The organism is Sphaerisporangium rufum, assembly GCF_016863395.1.
In the GTDB taxonomy this organism is placed as follows: domain Bacteria; phylum Actinomycetota; class Actinomycetes; order Streptosporangiales; family Streptosporangiaceae; genus Sphaerisporangium; species Sphaerisporangium rufum.
In genome coordinates this window covers 189340-212892 of sequence record NZ_BOOU01000044.1, presented here as the reverse complement: position 1 = coordinate 212892, position 23553 = coordinate 189340, and the positions used below count along the sequence as shown (strand labels likewise).

At 74.6% G+C, this 23553-nt stretch carries 23 protein-coding genes; 13 read left to right on the top strand and 10 right to left on the bottom strand.

Annotation, left to right across the window (positions count from 1 at the left end):
- The first annotated feature begins 122 nt into the window (after nucleotides 1-122).
- A complete protein-coding gene (locus tag Sru01_RS15520) occupies nucleotides 123-2057 on the top strand; it encodes an HAD-IIB family hydrolase (protein WP_203985234.1) in 1935 nt (644 codons plus the stop codon).
- Between the two features lie 2 nt (nucleotides 2058-2059).
- Here Sru01_RS15520 and pip read toward each other — a convergent pair whose 3' ends face one another.
- Nucleotides 2060-3004 (bottom strand): prolyl aminopeptidase, encoded by a 945-nt coding sequence (pip, locus tag Sru01_RS15515; RefSeq protein ID WP_203985232.1) that lies wholly within the window; start codon nucleotides 3002-3004, stop codon nucleotides 2060-2062.
- A 98-nt stretch (nucleotides 3005-3102) separates the two neighbouring features.
- Between pip and Sru01_RS15510 the strand changes: the two genes are divergently transcribed.
- Complete coding sequence (locus tag Sru01_RS15510; protein ID WP_203985231.1) at nucleotides 3103-3981, top strand: diacylglycerol/lipid kinase family protein; 879 nt, start codon at nucleotides 3103-3105, stop codon at nucleotides 3979-3981.
- A gap of 12 nt (nucleotides 3982-3993) precedes the next feature.
- On the opposite strand, the gene bla is transcribed toward Sru01_RS15510, so the two are convergent.
- Nucleotides 3994-4971, bottom strand: a complete 978-nt coding sequence (gene bla, locus Sru01_RS15505; protein ID WP_203985230.1) for a class A beta-lactamase — start codon at nucleotides 4969-4971, stop codon at nucleotides 3994-3996.
- Between the two features lie 111 nt (nucleotides 4972-5082).
- Between bla and Sru01_RS15500 the strand changes: the two genes are divergently transcribed.
- Together Sru01_RS15500 and Sru01_RS15495 are read left to right on the top strand one after the other, a co-directional pair.
- On the top strand, nucleotides 5083-5982 hold the full coding sequence (locus tag Sru01_RS15500; RefSeq protein ID WP_203985229.1) for a LysR family transcriptional regulator: 900 nt from the start codon (nucleotides 5083-5085) through the stop codon (nucleotides 5980-5982).
- Nucleotides 5969-6874 carry a serine hydrolase gene (locus Sru01_RS15495; protein ID WP_203985228.1) on the top strand — a complete coding sequence of 302 codons (906 nt, stop codon included), beginning with the start codon at nucleotides 5969-5971 and terminating at the stop codon, nucleotides 6872-6874. The genes Sru01_RS15500 and Sru01_RS15495 overlap by 14 nt, the downstream gene beginning before the upstream one ends.
- Nucleotides 6875-7022: 148 nt before the next feature.
- On the opposite strand, the gene Sru01_RS15490 is transcribed toward Sru01_RS15495, so the two are convergent.
- On the bottom strand, nucleotides 7023-7772 hold the full coding sequence (locus Sru01_RS15490; RefSeq protein ID WP_203985227.1) for a TetR/AcrR family transcriptional regulator C-terminal domain-containing protein: 750 nt from the start codon (nucleotides 7770-7772) through the stop codon (nucleotides 7023-7025).
- A gap of 163 nt (nucleotides 7773-7935) precedes the next feature.
- Here Sru01_RS15490 and Sru01_RS15485 point away from each other — a divergent pair, with 163 nt between their 5' ends.
- Both Sru01_RS15485 and Sru01_RS15480 read left to right on the top strand, forming a co-directional pair.
- Complete coding sequence (locus Sru01_RS15485) at nucleotides 7936-8715, top strand: ABC transporter ATP-binding protein (protein ID WP_203985225.1); 780 nt, start codon at nucleotides 7936-7938, stop codon at nucleotides 8713-8715.
- The gene (locus Sru01_RS15480) at nucleotides 8715-11249 is read left to right on the top strand and encodes an ABC transporter permease (protein ID WP_203985223.1); all 2535 of its coding nucleotides are present in this window, start codon (nucleotides 8715-8717) and stop codon (nucleotides 11247-11249) included. The genes Sru01_RS15485 and Sru01_RS15480 overlap by 1 nt, the downstream gene beginning before the upstream one ends.
- 219 nt (nucleotides 11250-11468) lie before the next feature.
- Here the strand turns inward: Sru01_RS15480 and Sru01_RS15475 are convergent, their stop codons facing one another.
- Both Sru01_RS15475 and Sru01_RS15470 read right to left on the bottom strand, forming a co-directional pair.
- Nucleotides 11469-12182 (bottom strand): hypothetical protein, encoded by a 714-nt coding sequence (locus Sru01_RS15475; protein WP_203985221.1) that lies wholly within the window; start codon nucleotides 12180-12182, stop codon nucleotides 11469-11471.
- Between the two features lie 21 nt (nucleotides 12183-12203).
- Entirely contained in the window at nucleotides 12204-13328 is a 1125-nt protein-coding gene (locus Sru01_RS15470) for a branched-chain amino acid ABC transporter substrate-binding protein (RefSeq protein WP_203985219.1), read from the bottom strand.
- 239 nt (nucleotides 13329-13567) lie between these two features.
- Here Sru01_RS15470 and Sru01_RS15465 point away from each other — a divergent pair, with 239 nt between their 5' ends.
- From Sru01_RS15465 to Sru01_RS15455, 3 genes are all read left to right on the top strand, one after another.
- Nucleotides 13568-14236 (top strand): response regulator transcription factor, encoded by a 669-nt coding sequence (locus Sru01_RS15465; RefSeq protein WP_203985217.1) that lies wholly within the window; start codon nucleotides 13568-13570, stop codon nucleotides 14234-14236.
- Nucleotides 14233-15519, top strand: coding sequence for a sensor histidine kinase (locus Sru01_RS15460; RefSeq protein WP_203985216.1), 1287 nt, complete (start codon nucleotides 14233-14235; stop codon nucleotides 15517-15519). The genes Sru01_RS15465 and Sru01_RS15460 overlap by 4 nt, the downstream gene beginning before the upstream one ends.
- A 131-nt stretch (nucleotides 15520-15650) precedes the next feature.
- Entirely contained in the window at nucleotides 15651-16766 is a 1116-nt protein-coding gene (locus Sru01_RS15455) for a MerR family transcriptional regulator (protein ID WP_203985215.1), read from the top strand.
- A gap of 175 nt (nucleotides 16767-16941) precedes the next feature.
- Here Sru01_RS15455 and Sru01_RS15450 read toward each other — a convergent pair whose 3' ends face one another.
- Nucleotides 16942-17535 (bottom strand): TetR/AcrR family transcriptional regulator, encoded by a 594-nt coding sequence (locus Sru01_RS15450; RefSeq protein WP_239137446.1) that lies wholly within the window; start codon nucleotides 17533-17535, stop codon nucleotides 16942-16944.
- Between the two features lie 57 nt (nucleotides 17536-17592).
- Here Sru01_RS15450 and Sru01_RS15445 point away from each other — a divergent pair, with 57 nt between their 5' ends.
- The 4 genes from Sru01_RS15445 (at nucleotide 17593) to Sru01_RS15430 (ending at nucleotide 20625) form a co-directional block, all read left to right on the top strand.
- Nucleotides 17593-18357 (top strand): SDR family NAD(P)-dependent oxidoreductase, encoded by a 765-nt coding sequence (locus tag Sru01_RS15445; RefSeq protein ID WP_203985213.1) that lies wholly within the window; start codon nucleotides 17593-17595, stop codon nucleotides 18355-18357.
- A 193-nt stretch (nucleotides 18358-18550) separates the two neighbouring features.
- Nucleotides 18551-18934 carry a RidA family protein gene (locus Sru01_RS15440; protein ID WP_203985212.1) on the top strand — a complete coding sequence of 128 codons (384 nt, stop codon included), beginning with the start codon at nucleotides 18551-18553 and terminating at the stop codon, nucleotides 18932-18934.
- A gap of 195 nt (nucleotides 18935-19129) precedes the next feature.
- Nucleotides 19130-20023: a helix-turn-helix domain-containing protein gene (locus Sru01_RS15435; protein ID WP_203985211.1), complete on the top strand. Its 894-nt coding sequence runs from the start codon at nucleotides 19130-19132 to the stop codon at nucleotides 20021-20023.
- Nucleotides 20020-20625 carry a short chain dehydrogenase gene (locus Sru01_RS15430; protein ID WP_203985209.1) on the top strand — a complete coding sequence of 202 codons (606 nt, stop codon included), beginning with the start codon at nucleotides 20020-20022 and terminating at the stop codon, nucleotides 20623-20625. Before Sru01_RS15435 ends, Sru01_RS15430 begins: the two co-directional genes overlap by 4 nt.
- On the opposite strand, the gene Sru01_RS15425 is transcribed toward Sru01_RS15430, so the two are convergent.
- The 4 genes from Sru01_RS15425 to Sru01_RS35645 form a co-directional block, all read right to left on the bottom strand.
- The gene (locus Sru01_RS15425; protein WP_203985208.1) at nucleotides 20606-21340 is read right to left on the bottom strand and encodes an ArsR/SmtB family transcription factor; all 735 of its coding nucleotides are present in this window, start codon (nucleotides 21338-21340) and stop codon (nucleotides 20606-20608) included. The two genes, Sru01_RS15430 and Sru01_RS15425, sit on opposite strands and share 20 nt — an antisense overlap.
- A gap of 134 nt (nucleotides 21341-21474) precedes the next feature.
- Nucleotides 21475-22368, bottom strand: coding sequence for a phosphotransferase family protein (locus Sru01_RS15420; RefSeq protein ID WP_203985206.1), 894 nt, complete (start codon nucleotides 22366-22368; stop codon nucleotides 21475-21477).
- A 1-nt stretch (nucleotide 22369) separates the two neighbouring features.
- Nucleotides 22370-22828 carry a glycine-rich domain-containing protein gene (locus Sru01_RS15415; protein WP_203985205.1) on the bottom strand — a complete coding sequence of 153 codons (459 nt, stop codon included), beginning with the start codon at nucleotides 22826-22828 and terminating at the stop codon, nucleotides 22370-22372.
- A 131-nt stretch (nucleotides 22829-22959) separates the two neighbouring features.
- Entirely contained in the window at nucleotides 22960-23373 is a 414-nt protein-coding gene (locus Sru01_RS35645) for a Scr1 family TA system antitoxin-like transcriptional regulator (RefSeq protein ID WP_239137445.1), read from the bottom strand.
- Between the last annotated feature and the right edge of the window lie 180 nt (nucleotides 23374-23553).

The window sequence follows — 23553 nt, the reverse complement described above, 5'->3', positions numbered from 1 at the left end:
GCCCGGACTCCTCCGGGCCGGGCCGCGGCATGCCGGTCGAGAGAACCGCTCGTTCGCCGACAATTCACCCCATATTCCCACAGGCCGCGGTGCCTTCGGCGAACGCGGGTAAGGGCGCGGGCATGCGCTTCCAACTGCTGGCCTGCGACTACGACGACACCCTCGCCCGCGGCGGGCAGGTCCCCGACGAGACGATCACGGCGCTGGAGCGGCTGTCCCGCGCCGGGGTGAAGCTGGTGCTCGTCACCGGGCGCCAGCTGGACGACCTGCTGTCGGTCTTCTCCCACCCGCGGCTGTTCGACCTGATCGTGGCGGAGAACGGCGGCCTGCTCTACGCCCCGGACGGGGGTGACCGGCGGCCGCTGGCCACGCCGCCGCCGCCCGAGCTGGCCGCCCGGCTGCGCGACGAGGGGGTCACCCCGCTCGGCGCGGGTGAGGTGATCGTCGCCACCCGGGAGCCGCATGACGCGCAGGTGCTGGCGGCGATCCGCGAGCTTGGGCTGGAGCTGCAGGTCATCTACAACAAGGGCGCGGTGATGGTGCTGCCCGCCGGGGTCACCAAGGCGACCGGCCTGGCCGCCGCGCTCGAACGGCTGAACGTCTCGGCGCACAGCACGGTCGCGGTCGGCGACGCCGAGAACGACCACGCCTTCCTGGCCGCCGCCGAGTGCGGGGTGGCGGTCGCCAACGCGTTGCCGGCACTGAAGGAGACCTGCGATCTGGTGCTGGCGGGCGAGGCGGGGGAGGGGGTGCGGGAGCTGGCCGAGCTGATGCTCTCCGGCGAGCTGGACGAGCTGGAGATCGTTGACCGGCACATCCTGCTGGGCCACCGGGACGGCGATTCCGCGGCCCCGGACGCGGCCGGCCCCGCCGAGGACCGGGAGGGCGGCGACGGCCGCCGGGAGACCGGGGACGGCGCGGACCGCCGGGGAGACGCGGAGCGTCAGGACGGCACGGACCGCGAGGCCGACGCGGAGCGGGAGGACGGCGCAGAGCGGGAGGACGGCGCGGACGCCGGCCGGGAGGTCCGCCTGCCGCCGTACGGCCTGGGCCTGGTGGTGACCGGTCCGTCGGGCAGCGGCAAGTCGACCGCGACCACGGCCCTGCTGGAAAGGCTGGTCGAGGCCGACTACCAGTGCGTGGTCATCGACCCCGAGGGCGACTACGGGGAGTTCCCCGGCGTGAGCGTACTCGGCGACCCCGGCAGCGTGCCGAGCGTGGAGGAGGCACTGGGCCTGCTGGAGTCACCGGCGCACAGCGTCGTGGTGAACCTGATCGGCATGCCGCTGCGGGAGCGGCCGGGGTTCTTCGCCGAGCTGCTGCCCCGGCTGGCGAGCCTGCGCGCCCGGCTCGGCCACCCGCATCAGGTGGTGGTCGACGAGGCCCACCACCTGATGCCCGCCGAGCTGCCGGACATCCCGATCAAGGACGTCCGGGACGTGGGCTCGCTGATGCTGATCACCGTGCATCCCGAGGCGATGAGTCCCGCCGCGCTGGCGCTCGTCGACACCGTCGTCGCCGTCGGCAAGGACCAGGCCACCACGCTGGCGGCCTTCGCCGAGGCCAAGGGGGTCGGCGCCCCGTCGCTCGATGAGAGCGGCCAGGACGAGGGGGAGCCCGGGCCGGGCCGGCTGGCGCTGTGGCGGGCCGGCGACGACCGCGCCGAGCCGCTGGAGCTGGTGCCCGGGCGGGTGGAGAGCACCCGGCACCGCCGCAAGTACGCGGCCGGCACCATGTCGAAGGACAAGAGCTTCTACTTCACCGGCCCCGACGAGCGGCTGCGGCTGCGCGCCCGCAACCTGCACAACTTCGTCGAGCTCGCCGAGGGGGTGGACGAGGAGACCTGGCTGCACCACCTGCGGGGCGGGGACTACTCGGCGTGGATCGGCGGCCCGCTGGGCGACGACGAGCTGGCCGGCCTGGTGGCGGAGATCGAGCGGGCCGACGACCCCGATCCGGGCGAGACCCGGCGCCGGATCGCCGACCTGATCGACGAGCACTACACGCTGCCGGCCGAGCCGACCAGCTACGACCCCGACCACGACGACCGCGGCTGAACCTACCGGTCCCGGTCGCGGAACCGATCGGTGGCGGTGACGACCTCGGCGGACATGGTGGCGCCGCCGTGGCCCTCATCGATGACGACCAGCCGGCTGTCCGGCCAGCTTCGGTGCAGTTCCCACGGCGTGGCCAGCGGGCTGCTCACGTCGAACCGGCCGTGGATCAGAACGCCCGGGATGCCGCGCAGCACGCCGGCGTCCCGGACCAGGTCGGTGCCCGGCGGCAGGAAGCAGTCGTTGCCCCAGTAATGGGTCACCAGCCGGGCGAACCGCATCCGGAACGCCGGGTCCTCGTACCGGGGGTCGGGGCGGTGACCGGGGGCCAGGCTGACGTGGGTGTCCTCCCACGCGCACCAGTCGCGGGCCGCCTGGTCCCGGGTCCGCGGGTCGGCCAGCAGCCGGGCGTAGGCGGCGGCCAGGTTGCCGTCCCGGTCCTGTTCGGGCACCGCGTCGCGGAACCGCTCCCACTCGCGCGGGAAGATCCGCCCCATCGTCCGGGTGATCCACTCGATCTCCCCCGGGCGGCCGGCGGTGACGGCGAACAGGATCATCTCCGTCACCCGCTCCGGGTGGCGCTGGGCGTAGGCCAGGCTCAGCGTGGAGCCCCAGGAGACGCCGGCCAGCTGCCACCGGTCGATGCCCAGGTGCTCGCGCAGCCGTTCCATGTCGGCGATCAGGTGATCGGTGGTGTTGACCGAAAGGTCGGTGTCCGGCAGCCCGGCGTCCGGGGTGCTGCGCCCGGTGCCCCGCTGGTCGAACTGCACGATCCGGTACGCCTCCGGGTCGTGGTAGCACCGCCTGTGCGGGGAGGAGCCGGAGCCGGGGCCGCCGTGCACCACCAGGGCGGGCCGGCCCGCCGGATTGCCGCTGACCTCCCAGTACACCTGGTTGCCGGCGCCGACGTCGAGCATGCCGGTTTCGTAGGGTTCTATGGCCGGATACATGGCGGTAGAGCTTAGCGCCGGCTCCGTGACCCGCCTGGCCGGATGAGGATGAGGGGGTGGGTCTGGATTAGTGACGCCTGCCCGGATATGTTCCCGAGATGGCTGGTGAGCTGGTGGTGCTGGTGAATCCCGCGGCCCGGGGCGGGCGTACCCTGCGGCTGCTCGACCCGGTGGTGCGCCGGCTGCGGTCCGGCGACCGCCCGGTGACGGTGCTCGTCGGCACCTCGGCGCAGGACGCCCTGGAGCACGCGTGCACCGCGGTGGCCGAGGGCCCCGAGGCCCTGGTGGCGTTCGGCGGGGACGGCCTGGTGCACCTGGCCGTGCAGGCGGTGGCCGGCACCGACGTGCCGCTCGGCATCATCCCGGCCGGCACCGGGAACGACATCGCCGACGCGCTCGGCATCCCGAAGCGCGATCCGCTGGCCGCGGCCGGCATCGTCGCTGCCGGCCGCACCCGGACGGTGGACGCCGGCCGGATCGGCGAGCACGAGTGGTTCGCCGGGGTGGTGGCGTGCGGGTTCGACTCCAAGGTCAACGAGCGGGCCAACCGGCTGACCCGCCCGCCGGGGATGGCGAAGTACCTGGTCGCGATGGTGCAGGAACTGCGCTCGTTCACCCCGATCCCGTTCCGGCTCACCATCGACGGCGAGACGGTCGAGCAGGAGGCGATGATGGTCGCGGTGGGCAACACCCGCTCCTACGGCGCCGGCATGCGCGTGCTGCCCCAGGCCCGGCCGGACGACGGACTGCTGGACGTGCTGGTCGTCGGCCCGCTGGCCACCGGGGCCTTCCTGCGGACCTTCCCCCAGGTCTACCGGGGCGCCCACCTGGACCACCCCGCCATCACCGTGCGCCGGGCCCGCGAGGTCACCCTGGACGCCCCCGGCGTCACCGCCTACGCCGACGGCGAGCCCATCGCCCCGCTCCCGCTCACCTGCGCCGTCCGCCCCGGCGCCCTGCGGGTCTTCACCGGCTGACCCGGCCGCCCCTCACAGCCGGCCGAGGCCGCGGGCCAGGATGGTGGCGGTGTCCGCGACGACCTTGTCGACGACCGGCGCGTCCACCGCCTTGCGGTTGGTGTAGATCGCCATGATGATCGGCGCGGCCGTTCCGCCGGGCCAGATGATCGCGATGTCGTTCGCGGTGCCGTACTTGGAGGTCGTGCCGGTCTTGTCGCCGACCTTCCAGCCGGCGGGCAGCCCGGCCCGGATCCGGGCGTCCCCGGTCTTGGCGGCGGCCAGCCAGCCGATCAGCCGGTCCCGGTCCTTGGCGGTGAGCGCGCCGCCGGCGGTGACCGCGCGCAGGTCCCGGCCGGCGGCGGCGGGGGTGGTGGTGTCCCGCCGGTCCTTCGGGCTCCAGTCGTTCAGCTCGGTCTCCCACCGGTCCAGCCGGGAGAGAGGGTCCTTGAGCGTGCGGAAGTACCTGGTCAGGCCGGCCGGGCCGCCGATCTGCCGCAGCACCATGTTGGCCGCGGTGTTGTCGCTGACCGTGATGGCCGCCTCGCACAGCTCGGCGACCGTCATCCCGTCCGCGACGTGCTTCTCGGTGACGGGGGAGTTCTCCTTGACGTCGGCCGCGGTCCAGCGCACCACCTTGTCCATCAGCCCGGGCTCGGTGGTGCGGGCCTTGTGTAGGACGGCGGCGGCGGCGAACGCCTTGAAGGTGGACAGCCACGCGACCCGCTCGCCGGCCCGGTGGCCGACCGTCCGGCCGGTGGCGGTGTCGATCGCGTACGCCCCGATCCGTCCGTCGAAGGACGCCTCCAGCGCGCGCAGTCGCTTCCGGGCCAGGGCGGCCGGCGCCGGCGCGGCGGGATGGGCCGGGGCCGTCTCAGGCACCGCGGTGGTCGGCGGTGCCGCGGCGGGGACGCCGGCCGCGGCGCAGGCGCCGGTGTAGCCGGTGAGCGGGGCGAGCACCAGGGACGCCAGGATCGTCAGGGCGCGGCGCGGGCTTGACCGGTCGGGCATGAGACACCTTTCTGGTGGTGGATCCGTCGCCGGGAATTCTTCGCCGGAGCGGTCGATGCCGTCAAAGACGGAAACGCGGGCTCGCATGCTGGAATGGCATAGAGTCCGGTCGTGGATGTTCTCGGCGCCTGGCGCGCATTCGTCAACGTCGGCGAGCGCGGCAGCTTCACCGAGGGCGCGGCCGCGACCCGCATCCCCCAGTCGGTCGCCAGCCGCCGCGTCGCCGCCCTGGAGCGGCATCTCGGCGAGCGGCTGTTCGACCGCTCCTCGCGCGGTGCGGTGCTGACGCAGTTCGGCCGCGACATGCTTCCCGCGGCCAGGCGCCTGGTCGCGCTGGCCGACGATCTGGAGTACGAGGCGGACCGTGCCCGGCTCAACCCGCTGCGGCTGGCCGTCCCCGACATCTGCTCGGTCGGTGACCTGGCCCGGCTCGCCGTGGAAGCGCGCCAGGACGGCGTCCGCCTCGACCTGCACACCGCCGGGCCGGTCGCCCGGGCCGAGCTGGCTCGGGCCCGGGAGGTCCGCGCCGCCCTCGTCGCGGTGCCCCCGGCGGGCGCGGTATGGTCGGTGCCGCTCGGGCTGGCCGGCACGTCGGGGCTGCTCCCGGCGACCGTCTACCTGGAGACCCTGCGGGCCGGGCGCGCCGCCGGGCCGGTACGGCGCACCCGGGTCTGGATCCAGCCCGAGGACGACGTGCCGCACATCCGGGACCGCGTCATGCGGATCCGGGACGCCGTCGGCCTGCAACCCGCCCAGGTCGGTGTCGCCGCCGGCCTCGCCGCCGCGGCGGCCGAAGTGCTCGGCTCGGGCGACCTGCTGCTGTGCTCCGGCAGGCAGGCCGCGGAGCTGGGCCTGCACTGGCGCCCGATCGGCGAGATCTCGCCGGCCCGCGGCTTCGAAGTGGCCGCCGCCGTCGGCGACGACGCCGAACGCGTCCGTTCGCGGCTGCGGGGCCCGATCGCGCGCTGCCTGGGCGCGCCCGACCCTACGGAGGCACATGATCAGGGTTGACCGGCTGGTCGGTGAACTGCGGCGAGCTCTCGAGGACGGCGGCCTGCGCGGATCATTCCTGGTCAGAGACCTGAGATTCGGGACGGAGATCGGCATCGAGCCCGATCTGGAGTTCCCGATCACCTCGCTCGTCAAGGTCCCGCTCGCCATCGCGACCCTTGAGCGCATCCGCAAGGGCGAGCTTGACGGCGCGGCCCAGATAGGGGTCCGGCCCGGCGGAGTCACCACGCCGGGGCCGACCGGGATCACCAGGTTCCGGCATCCGGCCCAGATCGCCGTCGACGACCTGCTGTACCTCGGCATCGCGGTGAGCGACGGCGCGGCGGCGGACGCGCTGTTCGCCCTGACCCCGCCCGCCGACGTCGCCGCGATCCTGCACGGGCTGGGCGTGCGCGGCATCACGATCCGCACCGACACCCGCGAGCTCACCGAGACCCCGGCCGAACGCCTCGACCCCGGCGACGTCCACCTCGCGCACCTGCTGGCCATCGAGGGCGGGACGGCCGGCCGGGGCCATCGCGTCCCGCAGCTCGACGTCACCCGGGCGAACTCCGGATCGGCGCGGGCCTTCGTGGAGCTGTTGCAGGCGCTGTGGACGCCGTCCGCGATCGACCCGGGGGTCGCCGGGCGGGTGCGCGCCCTGATGGCCGACAACCTCCTGCGCCACCGGCTGGCGCCGGACTTCTCCTCCGACGCGGCGAGATGGTCCTCCAAGACCGGGACGCTGCTGAACCTGCGCCACGAGGTCGGCGTCGTCGAGCACGCCGACGGGCAGGTCTTCGCCGTGGCGGCGCTCACCGAGTCCCGGGTGCCGGCGATCGTCCAGCCCGGCGCCGAGGCCCTGATGGGTCAGGTCGCCCGCGCCCTGCGCGACCACCTGCGTCATTCCTGATCGGTCCGCACCGCGGTGGCCCAGGGCCCCGAGGCCCCGGTGGCGTCCGGCGGCATCCTCGAGCGCGCGCCGTTCCGGCGGCGCCCCGCGGGTCTGCGCCGCCTGATCCGGCGCGTCGGAGGGGAGGCGTCTCGGGGTGACGCCCAGATCACCCGCCCTGGGGGGTCAGACCGGCGATGATGCAGGTGAGGCCGAAGTCGAACCCGGCGTCGGCGTCGGCCGGCGTCTCGCGGTAGTGGCCGCTGCCGAACAGCGCGGCCACCCGGGGCATGCCGCGTTCACCCAGCAGCGGGGCGAGGACGCCGAGGACCGCCGACCCCTCGATCACCGGCATCTCGCCGCGTGCGAGATCGCGGGCCGCGGCGGAACTCCAGCGGACGTATCCGTCGAGCAGCGCCGCGGCCCGCAGCGTCGCCGCCTCGTCCAGGCCGGTTCCGGACAGTCGCTCCAGCAGCACTTCCAGCCAGGCCAGCGCGTGCGGGGTGACCGGAACCCGGATGGTCAGGTCGGGCAGCCAGGGGTGGGCGGCGTAACGCGCGCGCAGCGCGCCCGCCCAGTCCACCACCGCGTCCTGCCAGCGTGCGAACCCCCGGTCGGCGCCCGGGGGCGGCCCGAGCGCGTGGTCGTGCAGTAGGAGATCGAGTTCGTCGCGCGAGTCGAGGTAGCGGTACAGCGCGTTGGTGGTGACCTTGAGCTGCTCGGCGACACGCACCAGCGACAGCCCGGGCAGGCCTTCGGCGTCGGCGAGCGCGACCGCCGCGTCCAGGATCATCGGCACCGTCAGGGACGCCTTGGGGCCGCGGCGCGGCGCCGGCTCGGCGATGCCCCATGCCCGGCGCAGGCCGCGGGGGAGTCCGGCGCCTTGGTCGCCGGGGGATCCGGGGCGGGCGCGCGTCATCGTCCCATGCTATCTGTGTGACTCCCGCACTGATCGAGGAGGCGCGTCCGGTTACCCGCCACCCGGAAGGATAGGGCGGAATGAATAAGTGCACGGCTTGAACTGTTCAAGCATAGCACTATTATGTCCGTATCCCAGTTTCGGTCTAGGACGGAGAAGCCGGATGAATGTCACCGAACGCCCGCCACGCGGCGGGCCTAGGCGGGTCACCGTGGTGCTCGACGCGGTGACGAAGGTGTACGGACGCGGTGAAGGGCAGGTCCGCGCGCTGGACCAGGTGTCGCTGGGCCTGCCGGAGGGGTCGTTCACCGCCGTCATGGGGCCCTCGGGGTCGGGTAAGAGCACGCTGATGCACTGCGCGGCCGGCCTGGACGCTCCGACATCCGGCCAGGTCACTCTGGTAGGCCGCCCGCTGGCCGGCCTGTCGGAGGACGCGCTCACCGAACTGCGCCGCGACCAGGTGGCCTTCGTTTTCCAGTCCTACAACCTCGTCCCCACCCTGACCGTCACCCAGAACGTCGCGCTGCCGATGATCCTGTCGGGTCGTGCCCCGGACCTGCGGCGGGTCGAGCAGGCGATAGCGAGGGTCGGGCTCGCCGAGCGCGCCGCCCACCACCCCGGGCAGCTGTCCGGCGGCCAGCAGCAGCGCGTCGCCCTGGCCCGCGCGATCGCGACCGGCGCCGCCGTCCTGTTCGCCGACGAGCCCACCGGCGCGCTGGACACCGTCACCGCCGCCCACATCCTCGGGCTGCTGCGGGCCGCGGCCCGCGACACCGGCCAGACCATCATGATGACCACCCACGATCCGGTCGCCGCCTCCTACGCCGACCAGGCCGTCTTCCTGGTGGACGGGCGCATCGCGGACCGGATCGAGCACCCCACGGCCGAGGCGGTCGCCGGGCGCCTGACCCGGCTCGCGCCGCCCCGCCTAGCGGTGCGGTGATGCTCGGCCTGGCCGTCAGCGGCGTCCGCCACCGGATGGCCGCCTTCACCGCCGTGTTCGTCTCGGCGCTGCTCGGGGCGGCCCTGATCGTGCTGTCCGGCGCCCTGTTCGAGACGGGCATCCGGCTGGACGCCCCGCCCGAGCGCCTGGCCGCCGCCCCGCTGATCGTCACCGGGGACGCGAGCTACCGGATGCTGGACGCCGAACGGCGGCCCACCACCGACCTGCGTCCCTACCCCGAGCGCCACCGGCTGGCCGCCGATGCGCCTGCCCGGCTGGCCTCGGTCGGCGGCGTCCGGGCCACGGTGCCGGTGCTCTTCTTCCCGGCCGCCGTCCGCCGCCAGGACGGCACGGCGGCCACGGTGCCGGCGCAGAACTGGGCCTCGGCCGCGCTCGGCCCGTTCGCGCCGGTCGGCGGGGCCGCGCCCGCCGCGCCGGACGAGATCGCGCTCACCCCCGGCCTGGCCCGGGCGCTCGCCGCCACGCCGGGCGCCACCGTGCGGCTCACCGTGCGCGGCGAGGTCACCGACTATCGCGTCACGGCCACGGCCGGGGACCGGCTCTCGCCCGACACCGTCTTCCTGTCCGAGGCCAGGGCGCGGGCCCTCGGCGGCCCGCTGCCGCTGGACGCCGTCGGCGTGCTGCCGCGGGCCGGCACCACCCCCGGCGACCTGGCTGGACGCCTGGAGGCCGCCATCCCCGGGATCACCGCGCTGACCGGCGATGGCCGCGGTGGTGCCGAATACCCCGGGATCTCCGCCGCGCGCGTCCCGACGATCGTCATCGGCGCCGTGTTCGGCGGTATCGTCGCCGTCGTGCTGGCGACCGTCGTCTCGGCGACCGTCGGCCTGTCGGTCCGGCAGCGCGCCCGGGAGATCAGCCTGCTGCGGGCCGCCGGCGCCACCGGCCGCCAGGTACGCCGGCTCGTCGTCACCGAGACCATGCTCGTCGGCGGTGCCGGGGCGGTGCTCGGCCTGGCCGCCGGGGTCCCGGCCGCCCATCTCCTCTTCGCGATCGTCACCGGCTCCGGCGTGGTGCCTCCGGCGCTGCGCCTCGCCCTCGGCCCCGTCCCGTTCGCCGTCGCCCTGGCCGTGACCTTGCTCGTGCTCTGGGCGGCCGCCCGGGGCGCCGCCCGCCCGGTACGCCGGTCCCGGGCGATCGACGCGATGCGGGACGCCGACCTGCCGCGGCACCGGGTCGGCGCGGTCCGGTTGACGCTCGGCGTCCTGTTCGGGCTCGGCGGTATCGCGCTCGCCGTCATCACCTGCTTGATGAGCCCGTCGGTGGTGTCGGCGACCAGCGGTCCCGCGGTGCTGGCCGGCAGCATCTGCGTCGCCTTGCTGGCCCCGGTGATGCTGCGCCTCGGTCTGCTGGTGTTCGGCCCGCTCGCCCGGCTCGCCGGCGGGCGGCTCGGCGCGCTCGGCGCGGGCAACGTCCGCGCCCGCACCGGCCAGCTCGCCACCGTGAGCTCCTGCGTCGCGCTGGTCGTCGGGATCGGCGGGGGCAACCTCGTCGCGCAGTCGATCACGCTCGCCGCCCAGCGGGAGGCGTCCATCGCCACCGTCGGCGCCGACCTCACCGTCCAGGTGCCCGGCGGGGTGGACCGGCGGCTGGCCGAAACGGTGGCGGCCACCCCCGGCGTGCGGGCGGCGAGCGCGTTCGTACTGACCGGCGGCTGGATCGAGCAGCCCTACGACGGCTCGCACCGCGACCGCCCCTGGCAGGTGCGCGGGGTGACGGCCGCCGGAGCGGCCGGCGTCCTGACCAACCGGGTCACCGCCGGCTCGCTGGCCGACCTCACCGGCGACACCGTCGCGCTGCCGGCGGCCACCGCGCGGGACCTCGGCGTCGCGGTCGGCCGGACGCTGCGGTTCCGGTTCGGCGACGGCGCGGCCGGCGACCTGCGCCTGGTGGCCACGTTCGACGACCGCGAGGGCTACGAGACCCTACTGCTGCCCGCGGAGCTCGCCGCCGCGCACACCACCGGGCGGACCGTCCGGCAGCTCGCGGTCCGCGCCGACCCGGGCCTGCCCGCGGGCACCCTCGAGGCACGGCTGGCCAAGGCCGTCGCAGACCGGCCGGGCGCCACGGTGGGCGGCCGGGAGGGGGTCGAGGCCGCGGTCCAGCAAGGCCTCGGGGTGCAGGCCCTGGTCAACGCGCTGCTGGTCGCGGTCACCGTCGCCTACGCCGCGATCGCCGTGGTCAACACCGTGAGCGTCTCGGTGCTGTCGCGGAGGCGGGAGCTGGCGCTGCTGCGGCTGGCCGGCGCGACCCGGCGGCGGGTGCGGTCGATCCTGCTGACCGAGATGAGCATCGTCATGGCCGCCGGGGCCGGTGCGGGGCTGATCGTCGCGGGCGGGGCGATCGTCCCGACGGCGATCGCCGTCTCGGCCACCCCGCTGACCGGCACGTCGCTGGCGATCCTCCTCGGCCTGGTGGCCGTCGTCGTGGCCCTGGTCGTGCCGGTGACCGCGCTGGTGGCCCGGCGCGCCATGTCCGACCGCCCGGCCGAGACCCTCGCCGGCCCGGCCTGACCGGCGACGCCGCCCCGGTGGGAAGGTCAGAGCGGCCCCGCCGCGGTGCCGGGAGCGTCGACCGCGACGCGGTGCGGTGGTGACCTGGACCTGATCGCCGCCGCCGGGGCCTGGAGCCGCGCACCTGCCCCGGCTGCCGGCCGCCCGCGCGACCTGGTTCCGGCGCGGCCCCGGCTTCGGACGCCGGTGGGGGGCGGCGAGCGCGGCCGCCGGTGCCGGTCAGAGCCGGCGGGGCGGGGTGCCGGGCCGGGGCGCGGCCGGGCCCTCCGCGGTGGCCTGGGCGAGCAGCCAGTGGACCTCGCCCGGGTGGGACAGCGACACCGCCGGGTCGGCCCGGACCGCGTCCACGATGGGGGTGAGGCCGAGGCGACCGGCGGCGGCGGCCAGCGTGCGCGCCGCGCCCACCGTCCCGGCTCGCAGGTGGATCGCGCTCGGGCCGCCGCCGACCCGGCCGCCGGCCAGGATGCCCATCCGCCACAGTTCCACCGCCGCCCGCGGGTCGGGCACCGGGCCGCGCGGGTCGAAGGCGCGCCGGGCGCCGCGCCAGGCGTTGTTCAGTACCCGCAGCACCCGTGGGTACTGCGCCTTGGGCACCTCTACCCGGAACACCGGCCGCCCGCCGGGACCGGGGCCGGCGTCCTCGGCGACCGTCGCCCAGGCCACCCCGAACAGCAGCCGGGCGACCCGCGCCGCGACCGGCTCGCCGCGGGTCTCCACGACGGTCAGCCGGGGCGTGGCCGCGGCGTGCCACCCCTGGGCGGCGTTCCAGCGCTCGGCGGGCCGCAGGATCTGCCAGGCGATCGCCGCCTCCAGCATCCCGTGGTCGCCGATCGGCGCTCGGGCGAGCGCGGCGAACAGCTCCACCCGATCCAGCCGGGACACCGCCGTGGGGGCGGTGGGCGGGCCGGCGGCGGTGGGGGCGGTGATGGTCATGGCGTGAACTCCTGTGCGCGATCAGTGCTGGGGGATCGGATCGATGTCGGCGACGATGCGGCCGGCCCGGACCCGGTAGGTCCAGACCGCGACCGAGGCGCCGGCGAGCTCGCCGTCGCGGTCGAACCGGACGGCGGTGGTGACGCCGGTGCCGGAGTAGCCGTCGACGAACCGCTCCATGTCGACCCGCCGGGTGCGGCCGGCCTCGATGCCGCGCAGGAACACGGTGGCGGCGTCGTAGGCCTCGGCGCTGTAGGTGCCCGGCGGGTGGCCGAACCGGGCCTGGTAGTGGCGGGTGAACTGCGGGTCGCGGTCGGGTGGCCGGCACGGGCAGGTGAGCACCGCGCCCTCGGCGTCCCGGGTGCCCGCCGCCCGGACGAACCCCTCGTCCTTGACGGCGTCCCCGGCGACGAAGGTGGCCCTCACCCCGGCCTGGCGCAGGGCGCGCAGCAGCCGGCCGGCCTGGGAGTAGTAGCCGCCGAAGAACACCACATCCGGCCCGGCCGACCGCACCTCGTCGACCACGCCGCCGGGGCCGGCCGGGTCGGGCCGGATCGAGGCGCTCTGCACCACCAGCGGCCCGAGTTCGGCCATGACGAGCTCGGCCAGGCCGCGCCCGTACCGGCTGCCGTCGTCGATCACGAACACCTTTCGGGCGTGCAGCGTCCCCCGGATGTACCGGCCGGCGGCCGGTCCCTGGGCGGCGTCGCTGCCGAGGACCCGGTGGAACGTCGACGGCGCCGGGACGCTCAGCCCCGGGTCGGTGGCGGCGGGGGTTATCACGCTCACCCCGCCCTGGTCCAGCAGCGGCAGCGCCGCCCGGGACTCGCCGGAGAACGCCGGCCCGACCACCCCGATGATCGAGGGGTCGGCGACGATCCGCTGGGCCAGCTCGGGCGCCTGCTTCGGATCACCCTGGGAGTCGAAGGCGGCCAGCCCCGCGGGGCAGCCGGAACCGCGGTCGTTGTGCTCCTCCACCGCCAGCAGCGCCCCTTCGCGCATGTTGCGCCCGAGGTTGCTGGAATCGCCGGTGAGCGGCCCGAAGTAGGCGAGCCGCAGCCCGCACGGGCTCGGCGCGGCGGCGGGCCCGGTGGTGCCGGCGCAGGCGGTGACCAGCGTCAACGTCACCAGCGAGACGATGGTCACGAGTCGGACCGGACGCCGTGCGCGCATCGGTCACCTCCCCCGTGCCTGACCGTTCCGCTGTCGCGGCGCCCGGACCGCGGCGGTGGTGCCGGCGCCGGTCTCCCGGGCCGTTGGAAGGGATTCTGCGCCGACGAACATGAGGATTCCGTGAAGTCGCACTGAATGGTGCCGTGAAGTGCCACTGAATGATCCCTTCCTGCCGGTTGGTGGGGCGGCGGGCCGGTCGCTACGCTCCCACCATGCGCGTGCTCCTCGTCGAGGACGACGGCGACGTCCGCGGTGCCGTCCGCACCGCGCTGCGCTCGGTGGGCTTCGCGGTCGACGAGGCCGCCAACTGGAGCCAGGCGGACCTCAGCCTGAGCGTCAACGACTACGACTGCCTGGTCCTGGACCGGATGCTGCCCGAGGGCGACTCGGCCGCCGAGCTGGCCCGGCGCCGCCGTGACGGCCTCACCGTCCCCACCATCATGCTCACCGCGTTGGACGACATCGACGACCGGGTGTCGGGGTTGACCGCCGGCGCCGACGACTACCTGGGCAAACCCTTCTCCACCGACGAGCTGGTGCTGCGGGTCCGCGCCCTGTGCCGGCGCCGCACCACGATCATCGCGCCCATCCTGAGCGTCGGCGACGTCGTGCTGGACGTGGCCCGGCACGAGGTCCGCCGGGGCGGCGTGCTGCAGACCCTCACCCCCAAGGAGTTCGCGGTGCTGGAGCTGCTGCTGGCCCGCCGCCCGGCCGTCGTCACCCGTGGAGAGCTGTTCGAGCACTGCTGGGACGAGCGCGCCGACCCCTCCTCCAACGTGGTGGACGTGGTCGTCAACCAGCTGCGCCGCAAGCTCGGCGAGCCGCCGGTGATCTTCACCAGCCGGGGCGCGGGCTACCGGGCGGGCTCCGCGGCACCGTGAGGACGTTCCGCCCGATCCGGCGCCGCCGGCCGGCCCGGCCCGCCCACCTGCACACCACCGGCCGGCTGGCCACGCTGCGCTTCCGGCTGGCCCTGCTGCTGACCGCGCTCAACGTGGTCGGCCTGGCCGGCATGGGCGCGGTCGCGCTCGCGGTGGACCGCGACCAGCGCGCCGGCCTGGTGCGGGCCGAGCTGGACCGCACCGCCCGCACCACCAAGGCCCTGCTCGCCTACGAGTCCGGCGCGCTGAGCGTCGACCGCCTGTACGCCGACCCCGCCTCCACCGGCCCGACCGCCGTGTTCGTCTACGAGGGCACCCGCACCGGGCCGCGCCTGGTCTTCGCCCACCCGGCCGCCCTGCCGGTGATCGCCCCGGCGGTGCTGCGCGGTCTGGCCCGGGACGGTGGCGAGCGCGCCACCACCGTCACCGCCGCCGGCCGCGACGCCCGGCTGCTCGCCGTTCCCTTCCCGCACGCGGTGACCGGCGCCGTCGCCGGCACCATCGTGGTGGGCACCGACCTCGGCCCGGTCCAGGACGCGCACCGCCGGCTCGGCTGGACGCTGTTCGCCGGCGGCACGGTGTTCACCGCCCTGGCCGGGCTCGGCGGGCTGCTGCTGGCCCGCCGCGGCACCCGGCCCGCGCTGGAGGCCATCGGCCAGCAGGAACGCTTCGTCGCCGACGCCGCGCACGAGCTGCGCACCCCGCTCACCGTAATCCGCACCCAGGCGGAGTCGGCGCTGAAGGATCCCGAGCGGCAGGCCCAGGCGCTGCGCCAGGTGGTGCGGTCGGCGGAACGGCTCGGCGACTCGGTGGAGGCCCTGCTGCTGCGGGCCCGGCTGGTCGCCGGCCTGCGCGAGGTGCGGCGCGAGCCGTTCCGGCTGGACCAGCTCGCCGAGGAGGTCGTCGCCGAGAACGTGCAGCCGCCGCACACCGCGCTGGTGTCCACCGAGCCCACGGTCGCGCACGGCGACCCCGTCCTGGTGCGGATCGCGCTGCGCAACCTGGTGCACAACGCCGTCCGGCACGGCCGGACCGGCACCGGGCCCGCGGTGGTCACCCTGGACGTCCGCGACGGGGAGGTCCGCATCGGTGATCGCGGCCCGGGGCCGGGCGATCGCCCGGTGCGGCGCTTCGGCACCGGGGCGCCGGACGGCACCGGTCTCGGCCTGAGCATCGCCGGGTGGGTGGCCGAACTGCACGACGGGACCCTGCGCCTGGACCGCGCCCCGGCCGGCGGCACCCGGGCCACCCTCACCCTGCCCACCCCGCCACCCTCGGCCTGACCTGTGGTGCCCGCCGGCCTGGCGTCCCGGGCCGCGCACCGAATCCCCGCCGGGCGCCGCCGCGCATGCGCCTCGCGGCCGGGCGGGCGGCTCTTGACCCTCACGTGGCGTCAGGCCGCATAGTCGGTGCCGTGGACGATCAGTGGACCGTCGGGCGGGTGGCCGCACTGGCCGGCGTGAGCGTGCGCACGCTGCATCACTATGACGAGATCGGGCTGGTCCGGCCGTCGGCGCGGACCGCCGCCGGCTATCGGGCCTACTCGGCGGGGGACGTGCGGCGGCTGCGCGAGGTGCTGGCCTACCGGCGGCTGGGCTTCGGGCTGCGGGAGATCGCCGAACTGGTCGGCGACCCGGCCACCGACGCGGTCGCGCACCTGCGCCGGCTGCGCGGCCTGCTGCTGGAGCGGCGCGACCGCGTCGACGCCATGCTGGCGGCCATCGACCGGGAACTCCAGGCGCGGGCGAAGGGTCTGGACGTGACACCGCAGGAGCAACTGGAGCTGCTCGGCGCCCGGCTGTACGACGTGATCGGCGGCGCCTACCCGGCGACCCGGCGGACCGAGCCGCGGATCGCCGCCCGGATCTGGGCGGCGCTCGGGGACGCGCGGACGGTGCTGAACGTCGGGGCCGGCACCGGCTCCTACGAGCCCGCCGGTCGTGCGGTGACCGCGGTGGAGCCGTCGGCGGTCATGCGGGGGCAGCGGCCGACCGGGGCCGCGCCGTGCGTGGCCGCCGCGGCGGAGAGCCTGCCGTTCGCGGACCGGTCCTTCGACGCGGCGATGGCCGTCTCCACCGTCCACCACTGGGCCGACCCGATGGCGGGGCTGCGCGAGATGCGGCGGGTCGCCCGCCGCGTGGTGGTGCTCACCTTCGACACCGACGAGCCCGGCTGGCCGGACCGGTTCTGGCTCACCCGCGACTACCTGCCGGAGTTCACCGCGTCCCTGGCCGGATTCCCGTCCCTGGCCGGGATGGCCGGCGCGATCGGCGCCCGGACCGAGCCGGTGCCCGTCCCGTGGGACTGCGCCGACGGCCTGTTCGAGGCGTACTGGCGCCGGCCGGCGGCCTACCTCGAGGAGCCCGTGCGCCGGGCGATGTCGGTGTGGACCAGGGTCGGGCCGGACGCCGAGCGGCGGGCGGTGCGCCGCCTGGGCGACGACCTCGACTCCGGCCGGTGGCACGAGCGCAACGGCGACCTCGCCGATCTCGACGCGGCGGATCTCGGCCTGCGCCTGCTCATCGCCTGAACCGTCCCAGGCCGTCGCGGCGCGGCGGCGGCTCCCGCACCGGCACCCGTGCGGCTCGCCGGCCGGTCGCGGCATGCGTTCGTCCCGGCCAGGCCGTTCCGCGCGGGCCTGGCCGGTCCCGGATCGGGTTTCGGCCTGGCCGACCGCACCCACCGAGTTCATGGTCAGACCTGCTTCAGCGGAACGTCTCGTCGCCGAAGGCGGCCGCGAGCGCCTGCGCGATCAGGTCGGGGAGGTCGGTGCGCCCGTCGTCGGCCGCCCACTGCTCCAGCGCGGTATGCATGGCCGCCAGGCACGCGCTCGCCGCGGCCTGGACGCGGAACCGCGCCCGCGGATCGCCGGTGTCGACGCCCAGCCCGTCCACGATGGCCTGCTGGAGGACGTAGTGGTTGTCCAGGTGCCGGGCGCGCAGCGCCGGTGTCGCGATCATCAACCGCAGGCGGGCGAGCAGGAACCGGTCGTCGCCGGCCGTCATCGCCCGCGCGGCCTCGACGAGGGCGCCGCCGACGCGGCGCACCAGTGGCTGGCCGGCGGGGGTCGCGGCGATCCGCTCGGTGATCACCGCGCCGGTCCGGTCGGCCAGCACCAGGTCCTCCTTGGTGGGGAAGTGCCGGTACACGGTCATGGCGGACACGCCCGCGGCCGCGGCGACGTCGTTGACGGTCGTGGTGTCGAACCCGCGTTCGCTGAACAACCGCACCGCGTGCGCCTGGATCATGCGCTGCGTATCGGCCCGTCGCTGCTCCCGCAGGGTTGAATGCCGCTCCATCACGTGATAGACACTACCACACTGATAGTGACTAACAATTAGGGAGTGACTTACACTATGTCTGACCTCAACGGCAGGACGGCCCTGGTGACCGGCGCGTCCCGGGGCATCGGGCAGGCGATCGCCACCGGGCTGGCCGCGCGGGGAGCGACGGTCATCGCGCACTTCGGCACCGACAAGGAGGGCGTGACCGCCACGCTGGACCAGATCGAGCGGGCCGGCGGCACCGGACACCCCGTGCGGGCGGAACTGGGCGCCGACGGCGATGTCGAGACGCTGTTCGCCGGGGTCGAGGCCGCCCTGGCCGACCGATCGCTCGATATCCTGGTCAACAACGCCGCGGCGCCACCCGCCGGGCCGCTCGGCACGACGACCCGGGCGCAGTTCGACCACCTGTTCGCGGTGAACGTCCGGGCGCCGTACTTCATCATCGAGCGCGCCCTGCCGCTGCTCGCCGACGGCGGTCGGATCATCACCGTCTCCTCGGTGGCGACCCGGATGGCCAACGCCACCCAGACGTCGTTCGCCATGACCAAGGGCGCCGTCGAGACCATGAGCCGCACCCTGGCCGCCCAACTCGGCGCCCGCGGCATCACGGTGAACGCGGTCGCGCCCGGCGCGACCCGCACGGCCACCAACGCACCGGTCTTCGAGACACCGGGCCTGACCGAGCTGATCACCTCGATGACCGCGCTCGGCCGGCTGGGCGGCCCCGGCGACGTCGCCGAGGTGGTCGCCTTCCTCGCCTCCGACGCCGCCCGCTGGATCACCGGCCAGGTCATCGACGCCAGCGGCGGCCTGTTCCTCGGCCCCCGCGCCTGAGCAACGATCTCCCGCCAGGGGTGGCGTCCCTGCCGAGCCGGGTGGTCATCGATCTACGATGACGGCGGACGGCGACTCCTGCCCGGCATGGATCCGCGCGATGCACCCGCTCGACCCGTGCGGCCCCGCCGCCGACCCGGTGACCGCGCGACCGGCCCGCACCACACCTGCCACGTCAAGTGAGGCTGATCGAATGCAGCTCGTGCCGCACAACCCGTCCGACGGCGTCTATCCCGCCACCGGCTACGTCCACGCGATGGAGGTCCGCGGCGCCCAGCGGCTGTTGTTCATGTCCGGAACCATGGGCCTGGACCCGGGCGGAACGCCGGGCGCCACGCTCGATGAGCAACTCGACCTGGTCTGGTCGAACATCCGCACCATCCTCGCCGCCGCCGGTATGACGGTGGATCACATCGTGCGGCTGACCAGCTACCTGCGCGACGCCTCCTATGCCGAGGCCAACGCCGCCGCCCGGGTGGCCGCGCTGGGCGGCCGGGCCGTCCCGACCACCGTGATCGTCGCCGAGACGCTGGTCGGCGAATGGCTGGTCGAAATAGAGGTGATCGCCGCGGGGTGACATCGCACCTTTCGGCCGGGAGCCCGCTTGTGGTGTTGGCCGCCGTTCGGCCGAAACCCCGGAGCGCCGCGGGGCCCCGGTTGCAGGCCGGATGCGGGCGGCAGGGCGGCCAGGCCGGCGTCTCGTATCCGGGAACCGGGAAGGTATCCCGGTTCGGGGCAGGCGCGGAGCGGCGATCGGCGTGACGATGGATCGGTGGCCACCAAGAAGGAAGCGAACGATCTCGGCGGATTTCTGCGCAGCCGGCGCGACCGTCTGACACCGGAGGCGGCGGGCATCCGGCCCGGCGTCACCCGCCGGCGGGTCCCGGGGCTGCGCCGGGAGGAGCTGGCCGAGCTCGCCGGAGTCAGCGTCGGCTACCTGACGCGGCTGGAGCAGGGGGTCGGCGCCGGCGCCTCCGGCGCCGTCATCGACGCGCTGGCCGCGGCGTTGCGGCTCGATCCGGCCGAGCATGAGCATCTGCGCGTGCTCGCCGCGCCGAGACGTCCGGCCCATCCGCACTCCCGGCGGAGCACGCTTCGGCCTTCGGTCGGTGAACTGCTCGCCGCCATCGCCGGCACCCCGGCGATCGTGATCGATCATCGCGCCGACGTCCTCGCGTGGAACCGGCTCGGGCACGCCCTGCTGGCGGGCCACGTCGACCCCACCGCTCCGGACACGCCGATCAGGCCGAACATCGCCCGGATGCTGTTCCTGGACCCGCACCACCGCGCGTTGTACCGGGACTGGCAGGCCAAGGCGCAGGTCACCGTCGCGGCCCTGCATCAGGCGGTCGCCCGGCACCCGGCCGACCGGGAGCTGGAACGGCTTGTCGGCCGGCTCGCGGTCGACAGTCCCGAGTTCGCGCGCATGTGGGCCCGGCGTCCCGTGCGGACCTGCTCGTACTACCTGCGGGAGCTGGAGCATCCCCTCGTCGGGCGGATGACGCTGGCGAACGAGACGGTCACCCTGTCCGACGACGACCAGCAGATCGGGCTGTTCTACGCGCGCCCCGGCACGTCCGACGCCGACGCGCTCGCCCTGCTGGCGCAGAGCCTCGAACGAGGACTCGCGCCGCACACCTCGGCACAGAAGGAGAACGCACGATGAAGATCGTCGTCGTCGGCGGCGCCGGCACCATCGGACGACGGCTGGTGCCCGCTCTGCGATCGTCCGGCCACCACGTCATCGTGGCCGGACGATCCTCCGGGGACGTCCACGTCGACCTGGGCTCACCCGCGACCATCGAGTCCATGTACCGTCAGACCGGAGCGGTCGATGCCGTCGTGTGCGTCGCGGCGCACGGCGCCCTCGACGAGTTCGCGACGCTGACCTCGGGGGCGCTGTACGAGAACATGCGAGCCAAGTTCTTCGGGCAGGCCGATCTGGTCCTCATCGGGCAGCGTCACTGTGCCGGCGGCGCGTCCTTCACCCTGACATCCGGCATCTTCGCCGATCACCCATGGCCGCATGTCACCGGCGGTGGGGTCATCAGCGGAGCCTTGCACAGCTTCGTCCTGTCGGCCGCCGTCGAGCTGCCGCGCGGCATGCGGATCAACGTCGTCAGCCCCACGATGGTCGCCGACTCCGCCGGCGCCTTCGCCCAGCACTTCCCCGGCATGCGCTCGGTGGCCATGGACGAGCTCGTCGGGCACTACCTGCGCTGCGTCGAGGGCGACGACACCGGAACCGTCATCCGGGCATATGGATGAGGTCGTCCAGGCCGAGCAGGCCGGCCAGGGCCTGGTGGCCGGGCGGGGTGACGCGCAGGGCGCGGCCGGAGCCGATCCGGGCCACCCAGCCCCGCTCCAGGAGGGTGGCGCACAGCACCGCCCCGGCGGTACCGGCCAGGTGGTGGCGGCGCTCGGTCCAGTCCAGGCAGCCCCTGGCCAGCGGACGCCGGCCGGTGGCGGGCGGCAGCGCCGCCCTCAACCCGCCCTCGAACCAGGCCAGCCCGTCGGCGGTGAGCGCGAAGCCGGTGTCCTGGCTCAGCAGCCCGTGCCGGGTGAGCGCGTCGGTGATCGTCACGCCGAGGCGCCCGGCCAGGTGGTCATAGCAGGTGCGGGCGGCGGCCATCGCCCGGGCGGCGCCCGCGGCGCGCAACGTCGGCGGCCGGCCGCCGGCAGGGCCATCGGCGTGCGCGGTGGGGGCGGCGTGCGCGGCCAGATCCTCGATCAGCTGGGCCACCTGAGGGCCGGCCAGCCGGACGTACCGGTGCCGGCCCTGGCGTTCCTCGGCCAGGATGCCGCCCGCCACCAGCCGGGACAGATGCTCGCTGGCCGTGGACAGCGCGACCCCGGCATGCCTGGCCAGTTCACCGGCGGTCCAGGCCCGCCCGTCCAGCAGGGCCAGGCAGAACCGCGCCCGGGTGCCGTCGGCGAGCAGCCCGGCGAGCGTGGCCAGCGGAACCGGTGTCGAGCGCGTCATCCGTCCATCATGTACCGCCGGTACTTCGGCCGGCACCGAAGCCTCCCGCGTCTAGCGTGCCGGGTACGACCTCCCCACTTCGCCGGCCGGAAATGGTCGTGCGGTTCGGCGAAGAACGCGGGGCGCCAGGCCGGTCAACTCCCAGAGCCCACCCGGTACGCGACCCAGGCCAGGCCCGCTCTCGCGGCCCGGGCACGGAACTCGCGAGCCTCGGCCGGACCGAACCGTGCCTTGTAGACGCGGAACAGCGTCCACAACGCCGCCAGCCCGGTGACCCCCGCCGCCGGTGCCGCCCGCCAGGCGGGTACCGCGGCCAGGAGATCCTCCGCCTCAGCCGGGGAGTGCCCGGCTGCGACCAGACGCGGAGCCAGCATCACCGGCTCCACCCACGCCGCGCCGCGGCAGGCGAATCCCCAGTCGACGATCCATGGCCGGTCGTGGACCATGCGCAGGTTACCGGCGTGCAGGTCGTAGTGCAGCAGGGTGTCCCCGTCGAGCGAGGACGGCTCGAAGCGGGCGAGCGCGGCCTCGTAAATGGCCCGGTCGTCGAAGGCGGGCTTGGCGAGCAGGTGAGCCGCCTTGGCCCGCAGGAGCGAGACGTGTTCTGCGACGTGCGGGGCGTTGGCGTCCGGCGACGGCGAGAGCTGTTCGCCGAGCCGGGCCACCGCGTCCAGCACGAGCGGTACGTCCGGCGAACCAGGCGACAGGTCCGCCTCCCGGCCGTCGATGTGGTCGAAGACCAGGCAGATCCAGCCGTGGACCTCGGCGCTCCATCGCAGACGCGGCGCGGGGACCGGGGAAGGCAGGACCCCGCCCGCCCACCGCTCCCGCTCGTAGAGCCGAACGGCAGGGCTGTCGGCATTCACCGCCTTGAAGAAGAGCCGATCACCGCCGGCCAGATGCAGCGTCCCCGCCATGCCGGGCATCAGGCCCTCGGTGGCGGACTCGGCCTTGAGTACGGTGCCGGTCCGGTCCTGCACCGTCTCGCGGACGGCTCCGGGAAGGTCCTCCCAATGTGTTCTCGGCATCTCACCCCACCTCCGGGTCGTCGGCGCAGCCCGCGTAGCACTGGCTGCAGGCACTCCGGTGCGTCCACAGCTCGATGTCCACCGGCAGGCCCGCTGCCCGGAGTGCCGCGACCGTCGCGCCGATCCGCTCCGCGGGTGCGGACGTTCCCGGGTTCGGCTCGTCTTCCGGCCGGTGGTGGATGAACCTGCCGGCGATCCGATGGCAGAAGGTGGCGTACTCGCTGGTGTACAGGACGAAGGTGTGCCAGCCGATGTCGACCTTCTCGGACGGCACCAGACCGGCACCGGGGTTCAGGGCGCACGCCTGCAGGAAGGCGAGTGCCTGGGTCATGATCCGCTCAGCCTCGGTGGTGCTGACCAGTTCCTCGCGGGCGATGCGCGAGGTGAGCCGGTGGAAGAGCGCCTCCGGGATGAGCTGCCTCACTTCGATGCGAGGCGGGGACGGAGTGGAGACGGTCAATGGATTCCTCCTCATGATGCGGTTGCCGGCGGCCATGGCCCGATGTGGATCACAGTGAGTCGTCTCCGCGGGCCGGGCCCTGCTCGACTCGATGCTCGGCGAGCCTCCGGGCCGCACTCAAGGATCTTTCTTCAGCTTTCTCCTTGATCGACGATTGCACCTTCCACCAGCTCTTCGGCGGCAGCCCCGCGAACGGCGAGAGCCAGCAGCCGGTCGAACGCCTTCTCGTAGGTACCGATCTCGTGTCCCTGGGTGAGGTTCAGCTCGGCTGTATAGGTGGCCACGGTCACCAGCCGGCCGTCGTAGATCGTGAAGGCGTTGTTCCGGGGGACCGTGTAGGCCGCGTTCCACGGAACGACGCCGACATGGACATGCGGTCGCCTCATCACTTCCAGGACGCGCGCCAGCTGCGTACGCATCGAGTCGTGGTCGGTGACACGTGTGTAGAGGGCCGCCTGGCCGAGCAGTAGGAGAAATCGCCGGTTGCCGTACTCCAACACCCGCTGCGCATCCATGCGGGCTTGCACTTCCCTGATCGACGTCATCGGGGATGCCATAGAAGTCGACGACGGTTCGGAGCACACCCCGGGCGTAGGCGAGGGTCTGGATCAGGCCGGGGATGACGGTCGGCTCCCAGATCCGGAAGAGCCGCGTCCTCTCGTACGCCTCGACATTGGCGCGCTGACGCCGCGCGGTTCCACTCTTGAGAGATCGCTGCCAATCCG